This is a genomic window from Eisenibacter elegans DSM 3317, assembly GCF_000430505.1.
In the GTDB taxonomy this organism is placed as follows: domain Bacteria; phylum Bacteroidota; class Bacteroidia; order Cytophagales; family Microscillaceae; genus Eisenibacter; species Eisenibacter elegans.
The window spans coordinates 65,624-81,956 of the sequence record NZ_AUMD01000011.1 but is presented as its reverse complement, the minus strand read 5'-3'; the positions used below and the strand labels follow the sequence as shown (position 1 = coordinate 81,956).

Annotated in this window: 13 protein-coding genes; 2 read left to right on the top strand and 11 right to left on the bottom strand. The window is 47.4% G+C overall.

The genetic code is table 11. From position 1 onward, the window contains the following. Positions 1-5 precede the first annotated feature (5 nt). The 9 genes from G499_RS18260 to G499_RS0100925 form a co-directional block, all read right to left on the bottom strand. Positions 6-1,100 carry a COX15/CtaA family protein gene (locus G499_RS18260; protein WP_035726210.1) on the bottom strand — a complete coding sequence of 365 codons (1,095 nt, stop codon included), beginning with the start codon at positions 1,098-1,100 and terminating at the stop codon, positions 6-8. Next, on the bottom strand, positions 1,084-2,970 hold the full coding sequence (locus G499_RS0100960) for a cytochrome c oxidase subunit I (protein WP_026998387.1): 1,887 nt from the start codon (positions 2,968-2,970) through the stop codon (positions 1,084-1,086). Before G499_RS0100960 ends, G499_RS18260 begins: the two co-directional genes overlap by 17 nt. Before the next feature lie 36 nt (positions 2,971-3,006). After that, positions 3,007-4,101 carry a cytochrome c oxidase subunit II gene (locus G499_RS0100955; protein WP_026998386.1) on the bottom strand — a complete coding sequence of 365 codons (1,095 nt, stop codon included), beginning with the start codon at positions 4,099-4,101 and terminating at the stop codon, positions 3,007-3,009. A gap of 61 nt (positions 4,102-4,162) precedes the next feature. Beyond that, positions 4,163-5,482 carry a hypothetical protein gene (locus tag G499_RS0100950; RefSeq protein WP_026998385.1) on the bottom strand — a complete coding sequence of 440 codons (1,320 nt, stop codon included), beginning with the start codon at positions 5,480-5,482 and terminating at the stop codon, positions 4,163-4,165. A 49-nt stretch (positions 5,483-5,531) separates the two neighbouring features. Then, on the bottom strand, positions 5,532-6,242 hold the full coding sequence (locus G499_RS18255; protein ID WP_081413619.1) for a c-type cytochrome: 711 nt from the start codon (positions 6,240-6,242) through the stop codon (positions 5,532-5,534). 31 nt (positions 6,243-6,273) lie between these two features. Next, positions 6,274-6,819 (bottom strand): DUF3341 domain-containing protein, encoded by a 546-nt coding sequence (locus tag G499_RS0100940; protein ID WP_026998384.1) that lies wholly within the window; start codon positions 6,817-6,819, stop codon positions 6,274-6,276. Positions 6,820-6,855: 36 nt separating this feature from the next. Further along, positions 6,856-8,310: an NrfD/PsrC family molybdoenzyme membrane anchor subunit gene (nrfD, locus tag G499_RS0100935; protein WP_026998383.1), complete on the bottom strand. Its 1,455-nt coding sequence runs from the start codon at positions 8,308-8,310 to the stop codon at positions 6,856-6,858. Positions 8,311-8,399: 89 nt separating this feature from the next. Next, positions 8,400-11,558, bottom strand: a complete 3,159-nt coding sequence (locus G499_RS0100930; RefSeq protein WP_026998382.1) for a TAT-variant-translocated molybdopterin oxidoreductase — start codon at positions 11,556-11,558, stop codon at positions 8,400-8,402. Positions 11,559-11,623: 65 nt separating this feature from the next. Next, entirely contained in the window at positions 11,624-12,901 is a 1,278-nt protein-coding gene (locus tag G499_RS0100925) for a c-type cytochrome (protein ID WP_026998381.1), read from the bottom strand. A gap of 432 nt (positions 12,902-13,333) precedes the next feature. Here G499_RS0100925 and G499_RS21640 point away from each other — a divergent pair, with 432 nt between their 5' ends. Further along, positions 13,334-13,615, top strand: coding sequence for a hypothetical protein (locus G499_RS21640; protein WP_154658267.1), 282 nt, complete (start codon positions 13,334-13,336; stop codon positions 13,613-13,615). Here the strand turns inward: G499_RS21640 and G499_RS0100915 are convergent. Together G499_RS0100915 and G499_RS0100910 are read right to left on the bottom strand one after the other, a co-directional pair. Beyond that, positions 13,565-14,872, bottom strand: a complete 1,308-nt coding sequence (locus G499_RS0100915) for a right-handed parallel beta-helix repeat-containing protein (RefSeq protein WP_026998380.1) — start codon at positions 14,870-14,872, stop codon at positions 13,565-13,567. The two genes, G499_RS21640 and G499_RS0100915, sit on opposite strands and share 51 nt — an antisense overlap. Before the next feature lie 71 nt (positions 14,873-14,943). After that, positions 14,944-15,852 carry a toxin-antitoxin system YwqK family antitoxin gene (locus G499_RS0100910; RefSeq protein ID WP_026998379.1) on the bottom strand — a complete coding sequence of 303 codons (909 nt, stop codon included), beginning with the start codon at positions 15,850-15,852 and terminating at the stop codon, positions 14,944-14,946. A 240-nt stretch (positions 15,853-16,092) separates the two neighbouring features. Here G499_RS0100910 and G499_RS0100905 point away from each other — a divergent pair, with 240 nt between their 5' ends. After that, positions 16,093-16,323, top strand: a complete 231-nt coding sequence (locus G499_RS0100905; RefSeq protein ID WP_026998378.1) for a hypothetical protein — start codon at positions 16,093-16,095, stop codon at positions 16,321-16,323. Positions 16,324-16,333 lie beyond the last annotated feature (10 nt).

The window sequence follows — 16,333 nt, the reverse complement described above, 5'->3', positions numbered from 1 at the left end:
AATACTTATACCAAGTTTTTCTCCAGTTTTGGTGTAGCTTGTGGTAGCAATTGTACATTACTGACTAGGAGCAACATCGAAAACTGTATTCCCAAAATAATCACCGACAATACAAGGTGTAAGGGTTGTAAAAACGGTGGAACGCCAAAATAAGACATCCCAACACCCGAAACAATCGACAGCAGCACCGCCAAGAGTAACCCACTTGAGAGGTACTTCAGTACCAGATGGGCTTTTTGGGAGGGTCTGAAGGTCTGATAACATAACCAGGCCACTGTCAACAATACTATCCAAGAAAAAGAGCGGTGTACAAAAAATACAGCGCCTATGGCCGACTCCCAAGTACTGCGCCATTGCGGGCCAAGGCTAGCCATCAATAGGTCTAGCTCTTCGCGTACTTGTGTGCCCATAATCAATTGGGCTACCATCGCCACAATACTCAACCAAAGTACCCATTTGAGTTGGGGTACTTGCCAGACCGAAGTATTGGGTTCATTGGTGTAGGTGTATGTCCGTAAAAACGGATACAGCAATAGCCCAACAATCACCACTGCCAAGAGCATATGGACAGTGATAGTGCCTGGTAGTAGGTTGGTAGACACTACAATAGAGCCTATCCAGGCTTGTACCAATACCAGTAGCAGTGCTGCTACCGAAAATAGTACAAGGTAGGTATCTGTACGCCAATAACGTAATGAGCTGATGGCTGTCGCCAAAATCAGTAAGCCAATGACTGCGCCCAGTAAGCGGTTGAGGTATTCAATCCAAGTTTTTACCGGATTGAAAGTCTCTTCTACATACATCGCCGGGTCATTGAGCATTCTATCGGCCAAGTTTACCCAGCCTAAGCGGCCAATGTATCCAGCGATACGCTCATTTTTTTGTTTACGTTTTTGTGCATACACATCCTTATAATTGCTAGGAAGTTGGGACACATCCGTAGGTGGAACCCAACTTCCAAAGCATTTTGGCCAATCGGGGCAGCCCATTCCTGAGCCTGTGCTGCGCACTATCCCGCCAACCAATATAAGTAGGTATACCGCAACCAGAGTTGTGAGGCTCAGGTTGCGGTAAAGTGCATAATTATGCCTTTTGTTCATGAACGATTACCTCGTCTTTTTCCTGAATCTCTTTTAATTCATTCTCATAAGCGCTGTTAGAGCTTGGAGTCTGAGAAAGAGGGATATGTTGTGGAATAAAGTCAGTAAAGCCGTCTTTGTCAGCATTTGGCTTGCTGTAGTCATATGCCCAACGGTATACGTAAGGAATACGACCAATCCAGTTGCCGTGGCCAGGGAAACGCGGTGTTGTCCACTCCAGCGTTGTTGAGTTCCAAGGGTTGGCAGGAGCCAAGCGGCCACGGAACATGCTGTAGAAGAAGTTGAACGCGAAGAGCGCCTGAGCAGAGAACGTAATGATAGCAGCCACACTGATAAAGGCGTTCAGGTCGGTAAAGGTACTGAACGTGTCGAAACCTGTAAATGAGTAGTAACGGCGTGGGAAACCTGCAATACCGATGTAGTGCATTGGGAAGAACACCATATACACCCCGATAAAGGTCAACCAGAAGTGGATGTATCCTAAGGTCTCATCCATCATACGGCCATACATCTTGGGGAACCAGTGGTAAACCCCAGCAACAAAGCCGAAGAAAGATGCACTACCCATTACGATGTGGAAGTGAGCTACAACAAAGTAGGTATCGTGTAGCTGGATATCGAGGGCGTTATTACCCAAGATAATACCCGTTACCCCTCCAGAGATAAACACCGATACCAGACCAATAGAGAACAACATGGCCGGTGTAAAGATGATATTTCCTCTCCAGAGTGTAGTGATATAGTTAAATGCTTTTACGGCAGAAGGTACTGCGATAATCAAGGTCAAGAACATAAAGATAGACCCGAGGAATGGGTTCATCCCTGACACAAACATGTGGTGTGCCCATACGATGAACGACAATACCGCAATACCAATCATAGAACCCACCATCGCACGGTAGCCGAAAATAGGCTTACGCGCATTGGTAGCAATAATTTCAGAGGTAATACCCAATGCAGGCAACAATACAATGTATACCTCAGGGTGTCCTAAGAACCAAAACAAGTGTTGGTACAAAACAGGGCTACCGCCTACGTTGTGTAGGGCTTCGCCACCGATATAAATTTCAGACAAGTAGAAGCTTGTGCCAAAGCTGCGGTCAAATACCAACAACAAAGCAGCAGCAAACAATACAGGGAATGACAACACGCCGATGATGGCTGTCAAGAAAAACGCCCAAATAGTCAATGGCAGACGTGCAAAAGACAAGCCCTTGGTACGCATGTTAATCACTGTACTGATGTAGTTGATACCGCCCATCAATGACGATACAATAAAGAAAGTCATTGCGATGAGCCAGTAGGTCATACCTGCTCCGGAGCCAGGCATTGCTTGAGGCAAGGCGCTCAACGGAGGGTATACCACCCAACCACCCATAGCGGGGCCTGTTTCGAGGAACAACGAAGCAAGCATAATCATACTGGCCAAGAAGAAGAACCAGTAGGACAGCATGTTCAAGAAGCCTGAGGCCATATCGCGTGCACCGATTTGCAGCGGAATGAGGAAGTTACTGAAAGTACCGCTCAAGCCTGCTGTCAATACAAAGAATACCATGATGGTTCCGTGCATTGTTACGAGTGCTAGGTAGTAGTTGGGGTCAAGCTTACCGGTGTTGGGGTCAAGCCATCCGCCCATGATGGGGCTTAGGAAGTCCAGCCGCATCTCGGGGAAGCCGAGCTGCAAGCGGAAAATAACCGACATCGCTCCACCAATGAAAGCCCAGAACAAACCTGTAATCAAGAATTGCTTGGCAATCATTTTATGGTCTGTGCTGAAGATATACTTCGTGATGAAGTTATCTTCGTGATGCTCGTGTGCATGGTCGTCATGCAGGTGTACATCGGAAGTGTGTGTAGTTTCAACAGCCATTTTTCCGTAAAATTTTAATGATTCAGTATTCTTCTATTAGATACCTGCTTTTACTATTTGCTCAGCTACTTCGGTGTTGGCCGCAGGCTTAGCTTCTAGTTCTTTGGCAGGGGCTTGCTTACCGGCAATATTTTTCTTGATATATTCAGACATTCCCTTGCCTTTGTAATCAGGGTTTTGCTCCAAGAAAGGTGTTTGGGCAGCATACCATTTTTCATACTCTTCTTTCTCTTCAACCACCACAATAAACTTCATCGCGAAGTGTCCGCGTCCACAGATTTCAGTACAAGCAATCTCGTAGTTGAAGTCAGGATTGCCAGTTTCTGTACGCATCTGCGCTGTAGTTTTGGTAGGGACAAAGTGAAACTGTGTGGGATAGCCCGGTACGGCATCCATCTTGAGACGGAAGTGAGGGGCAAAGACACTGTGTAACACATCACGTGCACGGATTTTGAACAATACTGGCTCGCCTACAGGGATGTGGATTTCGCCCACCATGAAATCATCTTCAGAGGCCTTGTCTTCAAAGTCGATACCCATTTCGTTGACATTATCAATCAAGCGGAAGTTATAGTTTCCTAGCGCTTGGTCTTTGCCGGGGTAGCGTACTTTCCACGCAAATTGGTGTCCCATGATTTCGAGTACATTCGCCTCTTTGGGAGGAGCTGTCATGATTTTCCACCAAACATTGTTGCCATAAAGCACCATACCTGTCAAGATGATAGCCGGGATAATCGTCCAGATAAACTCCAGCTGAGTATTATCGTGAAAGAACGATGCCTGACGACCCTCTTGGTATTGATAGCGGTATGCAAACACAAACAAAGCCGTATTGGTGATGAAGAACATGGCCAAGATAATGACCATACATATCCAGAACAGTGAGTCAGTTTGCATGCCGTGCTCAGAAGCTACAGGAAGCATAAAATCTGACGCTGTTTTGGAGGTGTACCAAGCAAAGAGCACATAGCCTATGATGGGTACAATCAGCATTAGGGCGGCGTTGATACGGTTGGCCATCCCTACTTTTTCTTTTCCTTGGACAATCGACACGAGCGTCTGTATTCTGAACAACATCAAGAAGATGGCCAGAATTAACACCCCGGTAAGTCCTAGAATGATATTTACCATAGTTTCGATCAGTAATTAGTTTCTTACTCTATTAATGACATGTATATCGAAATTGTTTGCCTTAGGCAACTTCGTGATGCAAACTTTCCTTGAGATAAGGGTCGTTTTTGGGATACAAATTGGCCTTGGCTAGGTTAGTGGCTACTACAAAGGCAAAGCCACAGCCAAACATCAAGATGCAACCCAATTCTACCAAGCCAAAGTTGGCATAAGGCCCTACTGTACCGGGCATAATCATGATGTAGAAGTCCAACCAGTGGCCAATCAGAATTGCTCCGGCGATAATTTTCAACAAGGTCATCTTACGCTTGGCGTTGCGTGTCATCAAGCCCAAGAATGGAACAATGAAGTTGAGGGCAAGCGCGCCAAAGAATACAGGGTTGTATACGCCGTTGTGCAACACGAGGCGCTCATGGAAGTAAATCGCTTCCTCGGGAATGTTGGCGTAGTAATATAACAAGAACTGGCAGAACCAGATGTATGTCCAGAAAATACTGAAGGCAAACATAAATTTACCCAAGTCATGTAGGTGGTCTTCTTTGACTACATTGAGGTAGCCAGCTTCTTTCAAGAATACCACTGTCAAGGTAATTACGGCCAACCCGGTTACAAACCAGCTGGCAAATACATACCAACCAAACATGGTGCTGAACCAGTGTGTATCGATAGACATCACCCAGTCCCAAGCCGAAGTAGAGCTTGTAACACCAAAGATTACCAAGAATACGGCAGACATATACACGTTCTTGTTGTAGAACTTGGTGCTGCCTTCGCTAAAGTCTTGGATTTGAAGTTGGTCTTCGGCCAGTGAGTTGCGGCGGATAATCATAAAGAGTAAGTACCAAGCCGCAAAATAAATCACCATGCGGATTAAGAAGAAGGGCGTATTGAGATAAGGGCGTTTGCCTGCGATGATGGCATCGTAATGCTCTCCACCTACTTCGTACAGCTCCTTGTGTGTCCAGTGGAAAAGATCGTGGCCTGCCACAAAAAACATTATCAAAAGCAATGCTCCTGTAAAGGGCAGGAAGTAGCCGAAGGTCTCAGGGATGCGGCGCAAGGTTGTTACCCAGCCTGCATAGGCTACATAATTGACAGCCACAAAGAACACTCCAACCAAAGAGATTCCTGTAAAGAGGACACCGTGTAGCCAAAGGTTGGCAAATACACGCTTAGACCAATGGAAGCCGTGGCCATCGCCGCCGCCGCCGAGGGCGTGGTGCGCATCTCCGGGATGTTTTAGGCCGAAGATTGCCATTAGGATAACTCCCAATATAAACAAGCCTGCACCCACAGCCATCCCCAGAAGGAGTTTCTTGCGCAGCTCCGGCGTAAAGGTATATTGTTTTTCGTTTTCGATAGAAACGTGTGCTTCTGCCATGATTAGTGCTTTTTTGATTCTACAAAAAATGTTGGATTAGTAAGGTGAATTATCGCTGCGCAACGGTATTGGTGGTTTCAGCCTCTTTTTTGTCATCGGCTTTTTCCGTTCCGTCTTGCTTATCATCGGCCTTATCCTCATCTGTTTTTGCGTCTACCCCTTGCAATTGATTCACATAGTGAACAATTTTCCAGCGATCCAGCGGAGTAATGAGTGAGGCATGTGGCCACATACGGCCTTTGCCGTGTGTGATAACGTGGAAGATATGGCCGTTGCTTTTGGTAATACCTTCTAAGTTGGCGACACCTTTGTATCGCTCTGCTACTTTGCCGTCACCGGCGCCGGTAGCGCCATGGCAAGGCGCACAATAAGAAGTATAGAGGCGCTTTCCGTCGGCCAGTACCTTATCGGTAGGCTTCAAAGGATTGGTCAGCTCCTTGGCTGCGCGCTCATAGTCGTCTGCGGGTATATTAGCATACCAAAGCAAATCTTTGATACGGCCATCTTCTCCATAAACGCCGTTGCGGTTATCGCGTCGGGCAATGGTATTGGGTACTGTGGGGCGTAGATTGTGCTTCAATGCCTCTCCCTTGATGGTATTGGCAGGGTTGGCTTCTACTTGGGTAAATGGTTCGTAAGCACCAGACACATACATCTGTGGAGCAAACTCCTGACCCGGATGGTTGGGGTCTTTGGAGCAGGCGCTAAGCGCCAGCCCGATGAGTGCGATGGTACATACAAGCAAGTTTGATGTTTTCATAGTCAATATCAACAGTTGCAGTCTCTAATGATTAGTGTTTTTTGGTTAAAACTTCTTTGGTGTTTACAGCTTCAGCGCCGTGTTCTTTCAAAGCAGCTTCTAATTCTGTTTCTGAAAGCACATTTTTGCCAACTTCAATAGCCATGACAAACTTGTCGTCAGTGCTGCGGGGGTCAAACATAAACGCTTGTTTTCCGGGGCCTAGGCCATTAGAAATCAAAAATGTACCCACCATACCAAGAGCTGCACACAATACGGTAAACTCGAAAGTTACTGGTACCATCGTAGGAGCGGCCACGAAGTTCTTACCACCTACAATCATCGGCCAGTCAATACTGAGCATATATACTTGCATCAATATGGCCAAGGTAGTTCCGGTTGCGCCAAACAAGAAGGCGGCTTTGGACAAGCGCGAGCGCTTGTAACCCAAATAAATGTCCAAGTTGTGAACAGGGTACGGCGTATACACATCGTGTATCTTTACACTCTTGGCTTTGAGTTGCTTCACAGCCTTGAGCAAGACATTCTCATCATTGAAAATGCCTACCAAAAATTTTTTATTGCTATTGTCTGCCATTGCTTTACGAATGTTTATGCGTTGTCAATTGATACCTTAAGCGTTGGTGGCTACTTTAGCTTCTTCAGCCACCTCAATCAAGCCTTTTTCACGAATAGCTTCGTTAGAAGATGCAAGAACAGTCTTTACTTCGGCCATGTTAATCATTGGCAAAAACTTCGCAAACAGGAAGAAGAGCGTAAAGAATAGGCCAAAGGAGAAGATATAATCGCCAACGTCTACATAAGTAGGGTAGAACATCGTCCAGCTTGAAGGCAAGAAGTCGCGGTGTAGTGAGGTTACAATAATTACGAAACGCTCAAACCACATTCCGATATTCACCACAATAGAAAGCCCAAAGGTTACATAAATATTGCGGCGCATTGAGCGGAACCAGAAGAACTGTGGAGAAATTACGTTGCAAGTCATCATAGACCAGTAAGCCCACCAATAAGGCCCAAAAGCACGGTTGATAAAGGCATATCGCTCATACTCTACTCCTGAGTACCAAGCTATAAAGAACTCGGTCAAGTATGCAATACCTACGATAGAGCCTGTCAAGAGGATGATTTTATTCATCGACTCGATGTGTGCCAAAGTAATATATGGCTGAAGCTTGAATACATATCGGGTAATGAGCATCAGGGTCAATACCATCGCAAAACCTGAGAAAATCGCTCCGGCTACGAAGTATGGCGGGAAGATAGTCGTGTGCCATCCTGGAATTAAGGAAGTGGCAAAGTCAAAGCTTACGATAGTGTGTACTGAAAGTACGAGCGGCGTAGACAAACCAGCCAACACCAGCGCAACCATTTCGTAGCGCGCCCAAGTCTTGGCGGAGCCATCCCAGCCAAAGCTGAGCAAGCCATATACGAAAGCAGAGATGGGGCGGCCTGCGGCTTTGGCACGCTCGCGGATAGTGGCCAAATCAGGGATAAGGCCGATATACCAGAACACCAAAGACACCGTCAGATAAGTACTGATGGCGAATACGTCCCATACCAACGGCGAGTTAAAATTCACCCATAACGGGCCGTAGGTATTGGGAAGAGGTAGCGCCCAGTGAGCCAACCAAGGGCGACCCATGTGCATCAGAATGAAAGAGCCCGCACAGACAACGGCGAAGATTGTCATCGCCTCAGCGGCACGGTTAATAGAAGTTCTCCATTTTTGGCGGAAGAGCAACAAAATCGCTGAGATAAGCGTACCGGCGTGACCGATACCTACCCACCATACGAAGTTGGTAATGTCCCAAGCCCAGCCGATGGTTTTGTTCAATCCCCACTCACCAATACCGAACCACCAAGTACGGTAGAGTGTGTAGCTACCCCAAGCAAGGGCAGTCAAAGAAATGAGCATCGCCAGCATCCAACGTGGGTTGGGGGCGGCCTCTACTTGGCGACAAATATCCTCGGTTACGTCGGCATAGGTCGTTTCGCGTTTCTTACCGGGATTCGCCTCGTCGTCCTTGCGGAGTACAAGGGGTTCTCTTATGGGTGAAGTAACTTGCATAATATTGTCAGTTATGAGTGAATACGATTCGGGTAAAATAGGCTAAGAAGGGGCAAAGGCCGGTGGTCTCTGCCCTTTTCAGAATTAGATTATGCTTTTTGTCCTTTATTGAGGTCTTCTTTATCCAAGTTGCGAATCTTGGTTAGGTAAGTAACCTGCGGACGCACGTTGATTTCTTCGAGTACGTGGAAGGCGCGTGGCTCTGTGATTTTGTAAGTAGTTTCAGCGGCGTGGCCGTGATCTGCTTCTTTCACTTCAGCCTTGATAGCCAAGAGTTTGCTAATAGCGCTCTCCTTGTCGTTCATATCGCCAAAGGTGATGGCCTGAGTAGGGCAAGCCTCTGCACAAGCAGTCGAAACATCTCCATCTACAAGAGCGCGTTTCTGCTTTTTGGCTTCAAGTTTGCCCGCTTGGATACGCTGCACACACATCGTACACTTCTCCATTACCCCACGAGAGCGTACTGTAACATCAGGGTTAAGTACCATCTTACCGAGGTCAGATGTTTGTGGGTAGTTGGCGGCAGTGAAACGGTCGTCGGCGGCATAGTGGAACCAGTTGAAGCGGCGTACTTTGTATGGGCAGTTGTTGGCGCAGTAGCGCGTACCGATACAACGGTTGTAGGCCATTTGGTTCAAGCCCTCAGAGCTGTGTGTGGTAGCCAATACTGGACACACAGTCTCACAAGGAGCGTTGTTGCAGTGTTGACACATCATCGGCTGGAAAATCACCTGTGGGTTCTCAGAGGCTTGTTCCAAGCCCTTGAGGTCTTCCACTTCAGCATCGCTGCTATAGTAGCGGTCAATACGAAGCCAGTGCATTTCGCGGCTGGTCAGTACTTCTTTCTTGCCTACTACCGGGATGTTATTCTCTACCTGACAGGCTATCGTACAAGCACCGCAACCAAAGCAGCTGTTGAGGTCGATAGTCATCCCCCAAGAGTGGTTGGGGTATTTGTGTCCTTTCCAGAGAGAGATTTCTGTTGGTTTTTTATCTCCTTCAGAGGTAGCGATTTTGATTTCGTATTTTTTGAGGTATTTCTCAAAGTCTCCTTGGTAGTCGCTCAAGTTGGCCTCACGAACGATATGGCGCGCCATAATGGTGTTGTGGGTTTGGGTTTGGGCGATGGGAGATTTCTTACCTACTTTCTCGATGCTCACTTCGGCAGCAGTCCAAGAGAACATTCCTTGTTGGATGCTGATCCAAGGAGCGACGTTTTGTCCTACGCCTTCGGCTACTTTACCGGCTTTGCTGCGGCCATAGCCTAACGCCACTGATACCGTACCTTGGGCTTGGCCGGGCTGTACGAGTACTGGAAGTTCCAAGCCTACTTTTCCTTTAGGGGTAACCTTTACGACATCGCCTTGCTTGATACCCATTTCGTTGGCCATAGACTGAGGCATAGCCACGTAGTTGTCCCAAGTTGCTTTGGAGATCGAGTCAGGCATTTCTTGTAGCCAAGGGTTGTTGGCCATAGCCCCGTTGCCGATGGATGTTTTTTCATAAAGCTCGATTTCGATACCTTGGCCGTCGGCTTTGTAGTTCTGACGGATAGCGGCAGCAACAGCGGCCATATCTCCGGCAAACGCTATTTTGGCACCAGCTTTAGGCTCATCGCCTTCGGCTTTGTCCTCGGCCTTGGCAGCTGCTTTGGCAGTAGTTTCAAAGATACCATCGTGTAGCGAGATATTCCAGAACTCTTGCGCAGAGCCGATTTTATCTTGTTTGGAGAAGATATTCTTCTGCCAGAATTTAGTCAAATATGCGTAGAAATCTGTCTTATTACCAGCCCAAGTGAGCAAGCTTTCTTGCGCTTGGCGGGTTTTGAAGAGCGGCTGGATGGTAGGCTGCGCCAAGCTGTAGAAGCCTTGCTTAGGCTCTGCATCATTCCAAGACTCTAGGTAGTGGTGGTCGGGGCATACAAATTTGCAAGCCTCGCTGGTTTCGTCAAGTTGGGTAGCCAAAGAGACACTCAAAGGCATTTTGGCGATGGCGGCTTTCAGGGCTTCGCCTTCGGGGTAGTCATAGACGGGGTTAGCTCCGTAGAAAATAACTGCGTCTATTTTACCGGCTTTGGCATCATTGACGAAGGTGCTCATCGCGGCATCATCTCCTTGGCGCACCAATAGCGGCGTGTTTAGGTCGATGGTGTTGCCATAGTTACCCAAGTAATCATTGATAGCGTTGACTACAGTTTGGACAGCAGGGTCATTGCTGCTACTTACTACCAAGGCTTTGCCTTTGGCAGCGTTGAGGTCTTTGGCCGCCTTGGTCAGCAGCGCGTCTGTGCGCTCATTGGCAAACTTAGTGCCTTTGCCAGTCAGCTTCTCATACAAAGCCAATACGGCTAGGCCGCTTTGCGAAGGCTTCATCACACCGCGGTAATCCGCATTGGCACCCGAAAGCGAGAGACGGGTTTCAAACTGATAGTGGCGTGACATCTTTTTCTTGTCATTATTGACGCGGCGTGTTTGGGCATACTGGCGGGCAAATTCTGCTGGAGAAATCCAAGTGCCCAAAAAGTCTGCGCCAAAGCTTACAATCACCTCTGCCTTTTGGAATTGATAGCTAGGTACTACGGCTTTGCCAAAAGAGGTTTCGTTGGCTTTGCGGATGCCGGCAGCAGATTGTGTGTCGTACATCACGTGGGTAGCCGCAGGGTATTTTTCGATAAAGTCAGCAATGACTGCTTTGGTAGCAGGGCTGATAATCGTTGGAGACACAATGCGGATAGCATTGGCCTTGGCTAGTGCTGCCACTATTTTCGCATCAGCGTCCTTGGCTTCTACAGCGCTGCCACCCTCCAAGAAAGTCTTGTAGCGGGCATCATCATATAGCCCTAATACAGAAGCTTGGGTGCGGGCGCTAGTACCGCCCATAGTAACGCTTGATAGTTTGTTGCCCTCTATTTTGATGGGGCGGCCTTCGCGTGTCTTTACCAATATGCTGGCGTAGCTGCTTCCGTCAAAGAAAGTAGAGGCATAAAAGTTAGGTACGCTAGGGTCAACATCTTCGGGCTTGTTCAAATAAGGAATGGCATATTTCACCGGCGCATCACAAGCAGCCAGCGAAGCAGCAGCCACACTAAAGCCCAAGAGCTTCAAGAAATCACGGCGAGAGTTGTTTTCCGGATTGTTGCTTTGCTCTTTTATAGGGAGGAATTCGGGAAATTCATTGGCGGCGTTTTTTACAAACTCCGTGTCATTGGTCAATTCTTCGATTCCTTTCCAATATTTTTTATGTTCCATGTTTGTCTTCGTGAAATGTCCAAAAAAATTGTGTTTGTTCAAATGAAAGTAGTCTTCTGATCGACTTAGTAGTGACACTTAGCACATTCCAGACCACCTATATCTTCTACACGCATAGGTTTTTTGGAGTTGGCTTTGTGGGTTTCCAGTAGTCGGTCGTAGTAGGCATTGCCTTCTGCTTTTACTACTGTTTCACGGTGGCAGTCAATACACCAGCCCATTGTTAGGGTTGAGCGCTGCTGTACTACTTCCATTTGCTCAATTTCACCGTGGCAGTTTTGGCATTCCAATCCGCCTACTTCTACGTGCTGGGCGTGGTTGAAATAAGCAAAATCAGGGAGGTTATGAATACGCACCCACTCAATGGGTTTGTCGTTTTCGATGGCTGCGTAGATTTTCTTGATCTCAGGAGATTCGCGCTTGATGGCGTTGTGGCAGTTCATACAGGTATTGGCTGCAGGAATGGTAGCCGATTTGCCCTTGCGCACGCCTGTGTGGCAATACTCACAGTCTATTTCGAGCTCGCCGGCGTGAAGTTTATGAGAGAAGGCGATAGGCTGTGTGGGGGCGTAACCCTGTTGGATACCGATGCCAATCAATCCGTCGAGGACGGCCTTGGCTACTACCAACACAAACACAACGGCTACTCCGCCTATGAATATCTTGCTTTGGAAAACCGCAAGGATGTTGAATTTCTGATTGAGCACCTCTTGGTCAGACTCGTCTAGCTTGCCACTTTGCTCTTGTTGCTTGAGGTAGCGGGTCAAGATGGTGATGAGCAAGAACAATACGGCCAAGATCAGCACCAATACAAAGGCCAAAACGCCCAAAATAATAGGCACATAACCAGCTAGAGCGCTATCACCACTGCCCGAAGCAGTCTTGTCATTATTTTCTCCGGGGGTAGTAGTAGCAACAACAGCATTACCTGCATCTACAGAGTAGGCTAGGATGGCACGAATATCATCGTCAGACAGCTCGGGGAAGCTCTGCATCTGGGTTTTGTTGTATTGCTCGTAAATTTTTACGGCATATTCATCGCCAGAGGCAATCACTGCTTGAGAGTTGCGAATCCACTTGATAAGCCAAGCCTCATCGCGGCGGTCTAAGATGCCTTTCAGACCCGGCCCTACCACTACTTCTGCCGTAACGGCGTGGCAAGACTTACACTTTTGATTAAAGAGTTTTTTGCCGTGTTCGAGGACGGCAGGGTCGGCAGCCGCAGTGGCTCCATCGTCTTGTCCGCCATCTTGGGCAAAAACGCTATTGTTTACCGAAAACAGTAGCAATAGCCCCATCAAAAGCGCACAAGCATAACGGGAAAGGTTTCGTGCTGAATACATATTTGAGTTGCGTGTTTGGTAAGTATAATGAGTGCGTTTCATAATTTTCTTATAAACTCCTTGTTTTTGACAAGCTTTAGCAACAAAGTTATCGATTGGAAGTATTACTATCATCTATCTATCTGTAGATAGTTTTTGTTTGGCCTGAAGAGGGGAAAAAATGAACTCAGTCAGGTCAAAACCAATCGATTTCTTGGCTCAAGCAATCAAAAAACAGGGGGATGCTTTGCTATGCAAATCTACTATCAAAAAATATTTATTCAAACATTCGTCACTCTCTAAGCCACAACGAGCTAAGGACTTGAAAAGGTTTGGAACAAGTCTAAACCACAATAAACTGATAATCAGTTATTTACACTGATTAAAAACTATTTAGAACAACTCTAAATAAGTAAAATGTACATGAATTGCCTCTGAAAGGCTTGCATTTTTGTGTGCCAACTCGATTTGAACGCTCAGGCGCATCTCTTCTGGCTCTCGTTTGTGATTGTGGTAATGGCTTGGGACTTCTATTTGGTTTTAGTACCCAAAGAAGACCGTTTTGACTATTTCAAATACACCCTCAGTCCTTCAAGCATTGACTTGCCTTTGTCAAACTACTTTTTGGTCGGGCAGGCTGGTCGTCAGTTGAGCAAGCACCCCCTTGCCTTGGGTGTAGCGCTCCTATTCTTCTTCGGGCTTATACTGGTATGCGCCTATGTCTGTGGGGCTTAGCCTTGGCAGGCCGCGCAAATCGACCGGTAGGCGGGGGGAGGCCACAACGCCTACAGCAGGAGACTCGGGTTTGAGCCTGAAATCGCGCCCAGAAGGGTTTACAAACAAGGGGTTTTGGTTTTGGATATTGCCCCCAATGACCGTATTGCTACGCCACAGGTTGCCTTCGGCAACAAGCTGTAAGCCGGTGGCTTGTGTTGACAGCCGCAGTTCTTCGTTGCGGCTTCCCCAGATGAGGTTGTGTTGTAGGGTCAATGTGGTATTGCCCTGCCCTTCGACCAATATTAGCCCTAGCGCAGGGGATGTGCGCACGAAATCAAACTCAAAGCACGCGATTGTATTGTGAATAAGCTCATAATTACCCCCTGCTTGCAGCGAGATGCCCGCGCTATAACAGTCGCTGATAAGGGTATTGCTCAAGGACAACACCCCTCCTGTGGCCGCAATACCGTGATGGGTATGGTGTTGGAGCTGGAGCTGTGTGAGCTGTGCGGTTGCGCCGTGTGCGAGGCTGATGCCCGTATTGGCACGCAAAATATCAACAGCCTGTAGGCGCACTATGGCACCGGCGCGCAGCCGTATGCCCTGCCACTGCCCAGGGCGGCTTTGAAAGGCTGGCTCCCGCCGCACTCCCTCCATCCGAATGCGCCCTTGGGGGCTGCCTAGGGCCGTCAGTTGCCCTTCGACGAGCAAGGAGGCTTGATTGAAAAAAAACACCCGCACACTGTCAGCAATGGTCAGATGACCTTCAGGGGCTATGCGCAATGAGTCCATTATCAAAAAATTGCTCCCCTTGGGCCAAGTACGCGCCTCTCGGATGACTTCGCCGCTTAGGGTGGTTACGGGGATAGCCCAGGCCAATAGCTTGAGATTTTGTTGTCGTTGATTGTAATTGAATACGATAGAGTCGAAGGCCAATACCGTACCGGGCATCATCCCGTTGGTTAACTGCGCCTCTACAACAATCAGCAAGCTGTCGCCACGTAAGATTTCGACTTGCTCGAATACTTGCCCTCGCCGACCTCTGACGAGCAAGGAAAAGCCCGACTGCGCTCCCACGCTGATTTGGTCTATCAACAATGCGCCGGGGTTGGGGTTATACACCATCAGGCGCTTGGCCGGGTTGCGTAGGGAGGTCAATAGGGTGTCAAATACAATCGCCTCTTCCGAAAAGCGCAGCGAGGCCGAAGGGTCTTGTAGGCGCAAGGTTTCGGCAGGTTTACAATGGCTCAGGCCAAGGCCAGTAAAAAGCAACAAGAGCCATAAAAGAGTGGCTTTTATACGCCCAAAACAGGGTTTAGGTGTTGAATACACAGGAAAGATATGGGTTATTTTGTTTTCTTTGCTTCATAAATCAAATTACCCCCTGCATCCCATTCGCGCAATACAAAGGGGGTATCTTCCTCATAAAAATAGCGTTTGTATTGGTGTTGGGCTTTGCGTTTGCCATTGGGGTGGTACTCTGTCCACAGCCCAACTTTCTCGCCATATTCGTACTGGCCCTGCATACAGAGATTTCCGTTTTCGTAGAAGGTACAATAGTTCCCGTGTTTGGTTCCGTGGGCAAAAGGCACAACCTCCTTGATTTTGTTGCCGCCATAGTAGCTGATGTCTGCATCTTTGAGCCAACCAAAGTTGTAGGTCAGGCGCTCCAACAAGATGCCATCTTTGTCATAGTTATACCAAGTTTCGTTGCGGACACCATAATACAAAAAACCTTCTTCGAGTGTTTGCCTACCCATCACCTGCCGATAATATCCGTGTAGGGGGACAAGCTTTTCGCCTTTTTTGAGGCGTGCTTGGTAGCGGTCATAGCTATCGGTACGGACAGCCTTGGCGCGGTAATCATAATAAAAAATCTCTTGTGCGTAGGGGTCTTCGGGAGTACCGCCACGTTTGGGATACCTAAACTGAATCGTAATCTGGCTGTTGCGCATTACCTTGCCCCTCTTGGTCTTGACACCCATGTAGACGCGCTTTTTCTTTTTATCGCGCTTAAGTTTTATTTTCTTGATTTTAAACTCAAAGTCCTGTTCGTCTATGGTTTCGAGATTGGTAGACACCAGCTCGGGGATACTATCGCTCTGTAGGCGCTCATAGGCCGGGGTTTCGGGTTTGTATTTGAGCTTTTGGGCAAAACTATGGTTTAGCCCTACCACACACAGCAATACCCACAGGCTTAGCCGCTGACGAATATTGCCAAATACCGGATAATGGATAGCAAGAAGGTTTGACATAGGTTTTGAGAAAATAAAAGCGATTTTTGGTAACATTTGGCTTCGACAATAAGTTTCTTACTTAGTTTTGTTTGCCAATAATAATTCTTGATGATTTGATTGGGTTTTTCTATCAGATATTGGTTACAAAACAAAAGCTCTTACTGAAATACTTCCTAACTAAATCAACGTGATGGCCTTCATTGAACCAATCTCAGCCATTGCACAAAATATTTCTTTCATTCAAAATCTGTTATACTTATGGACAATCAATATACGCCTAAATTTAAGATTTACAAACGCGCCTTTGTGTGTAGCTGTTGCAAAGAAAGCTCTTTTATGGGCATAGTAGGCTATAGCACCCAATATCCCAACATCTGCGATTTGTGTTTGGTCAATGAGTTGGATGATTCAGAAGAAGCCGTAGATGCGACCCAACCCATAGACCAACACCAATCCCTGACACTTCCTGTGGTACAGCCAAGCTCTTAATACAGGGCTT